A 3180-nucleotide genomic window follows, 5' to 3' on the forward strand; every position below is an offset into this window, starting at 1 on the left:
TTGTGTTGTCAAGTCTTCGGCTTATTAGTACCGGTCAGCTCCACGGGTCGTTAGTCCCCGCTTCCACATCCGGCCTATCAACCCAGTAGTCTGCTGGGAGCCTCTCACACTCAAGGTGCATGGAAATCTCATCTCGAAGACGGCTTCCCGCTTAGATGCTTTCAGCGGTTATCCGGTCCGAACGTAGCTAATCAGCGGTGCCCTTGGCAGAACAACTGACACACCAGAGGTTCGTCCATCCCGGTCCTCTCGTACTAGGGATAGATCTTCTCAAATTTCCAACGCGCGCAGCGGATAGGGACCGAACTGTCTCACGACGTTCTAAACCCAGCTCGCGTACCGCTTTAATGGGCGAACAGCCCAACCCTTGGGACCTACTCCAGCCCCAGGATGCGACGAGCCGACATCGAGGTGCCAAACCATGCCGTCGATATGGACTCTTGGGCAAGATCAGCCTGTTATCCCCGAGGTACCTTTTATCCGTTGAGCGACAGCGCTTCCACAAGCCACTGCCGGATCACTAGTCCCGACTTTCGTCCCTGCTCGACCTGTCAGTCTCACAGTCAAGCTCCCTTGTGCACTTACACTCGCCACCTGATTGCCAACCAGGTTGAGGGAACCTTTGGGCGCCTCCGTTACTCTTTGGGAGGCAACCGCCCCAGTTAAACTACCCATCAGGCACTGTCCATGAACCCGATCAGGGTCCTACGTTAGACATCCAGAGTGACCAGAGTGGTATTTCAACAATGACTCCACGAACACTAGCGTGCCCGCTTCACAGTCTCCCACCTATCCTACACAAGCCACACCGAACACCAATACCAAACTGTAGTAAAGGTCACGGGGTCTTTCCGTCCTGCTGCGCGTAACGAGCATCTTTACTCGTAGTGCAATTTCGCCGAGTTCGCGGTTGAGACAGCTGGGAAGTCGTTACGCCATTCGTGCAGGTCGGAACTTACCCGACAAGGAATTTCGCTACCTTAGGATGGTTATAGTTACCACCGCCGTTTACTGGGGCTTAAATTCAGAGCTTCGCCCAAAGGCTAACCCCTCCTCTTAACCTTCCAGCACCGGGCAGGCGTCAGTCCGTATACATCGTCTTGCGACTTCGCACGGACCTGTGTTTTTAGTAAACAGTCGCTTCCCACTGGTCTCTGCGGCCTTCAACGCTCACGGAGTAAATCCGGTCACGTGTCCGGCCCCCCTTCTCCCGAAGTTACGGGGGCATTTTGCCGAGTTCCTTAACCACGATTCTCTCGATCTCCTTGGTATTCTCTACCTGACCACCTGAGTCGGTTTCGGGTACGGGCGGCTGCAACCTCGCGTCGATGCTTTTCTCGGCAGCATAGGATCACTGATTTCCCCTTACGGGTACGCGTCGGATCTCAGGCATACAGACGACGGATTTGCCTATCGTCAGCCCTACATCCTTACACCAGGTTCACCTTACGGATACCATCGCCTGGCTCAGCTACCTTCCTGCGTCACACCTGTTCATACGCTAACCGCACCAGCATGGGGTCGAGCGTTAGACCGGCCACCATCACCCCGAAGGGATCCGGTTGATCCGGGTTAGGACTCTTAGCACCACTGGATTAGCTTGGGCGGTTGTTCGCCGGTACGGGAATATCAACCCGTTGTCCATCGACTACGCCTGTCGGCCTCGCCTTAGGTCCCGACTTACCCAGGGCGGATTAACCTGGCCCTGGAACCCTTGGTCTTTCGGAGGACGGGTTTCTCACCCGTCTTTCGCTACTCATGCCTGCATTCTCACTCGTGTAGCGTCCACGGCTGGATCACTCCGCCGCTTCACTCGCCACACGACGCTCTCCTACCACTCCGCACGACTGAACCACGAAGGCTTGTCTATAGTGCGAAATCTACAACTTCGGCGGTGTGCTTGAGCCCCGTTACATTGTCGGCGCGGAATCACTTGACCAGTGAGCTATTACGCACTCTTTCAAGGGTGGCTGCTTCTAAGCCAACCTCCTGGTTGTCTATGCAACTCCACATCCTTTCCCACTTAGCACACGCTTAGGGGCCTTAGTTGGTAGTCTGGGTTGTTTCCCTCTCGACGATGAAGCTTATCCCCCACCGTCTCACTGCTGCGCTCTCACTCACCGGCATTCGGAGTTTGGCTGACGTCAGTAACCTGTTGAGGCCCATCGGCCATCCAGTAGCTCTACCTCCGGCGAGAAACACGCAACGCTGCACCTAAATGCATTTCGGAGAGAACCAGCTATCACGAAGTTTGATTGGCCTTTCACCCCTATCCACAGCTCATCCCCTCCATTTTCAACTGAAGTGGGTTCGGTCCTCCACGACGTCTTACCGTCGCTTCAACCTGGCCATGGATAGATCACTTCGCTTCGGGTCTAGGACATGCGACTGAATCGCCCTATTCAGACTCGCTTTCGCTACGGCTGCCCCACACGGGTTAACCTCGCCACATATCACTAACTCGCAGGCTCATTCTTCAAAAGGCACGCCGTCACACCAACAAGGGTGCTCCGACGGTTTGTAAGCAAACGGTTTCAGGTACTATTTCACTCCCCTCCCGGGGTACTTTTCACCTTTCCCTCACGGTACTTGTCCGCTATCGGTCATCTGGGAGTATTTAGGCTTATCAGGTGGTCCTGACAGATTCACACGGGATTTCTCGGGCCCCGTGCTACTTGGGATACACATCCGGCCATAACACCATTTCGTCTACGGGGCTGGCACCCACTACGGCCCGGCTTTCAAACCGGTTCGACTATGATGCGCTGTAACCGCCCCAGTCCGGCAGAACTGAGTGACGTGTCCCACAACCCCGACCATGCAACGCCCGCCGGCTATCACACATGATCGGTTTAGCCTCATCCGCTTTCGCTCGCCACTACTCACGGAATCACATGTTGTTTTCTCTTCCTGTGGGTACTGAGATGTTTCACTTCCCCACGTTCCCTCTACCCGCCCTATATATTCAGGCGGGAGTCACCAGGTCACAAAAGCGCCTGGCGGGGTTTCCCCATTCGGAAATCCTCGGCTCACAGCTCGATTATCAGCTCCCCGAGGCTTATCGCAGATTTCTACGTCCTTCTTCGGCTCCAGATGCCAAGGCATCCACCGTTTGCTCTTAGAAACTTGACCACAAAGATTAAAATTGCGATCGACTCGTCAACCACGACCACCCGAAGG

At 55.0% G+C, this 3180-nt stretch carries 1 rRNA gene; it reads right to left on the reverse strand.

From position 1 onward, the window contains the following. Window positions 1-4 precede the first annotated feature (4 nt). Window positions 5-3132: ribosomal RNA gene (locus tag EDF27_RS00045) — 23S ribosomal RNA — on the reverse strand. Window positions 3133-3180: the final 48 nt, after the last annotated feature.

It is taken from the genome of Curtobacterium sp. PhB136, from assembly GCF_004346855.1.
Classification (GTDB): domain Bacteria; phylum Actinomycetota; class Actinomycetes; order Actinomycetales; family Microbacteriaceae; genus Curtobacterium.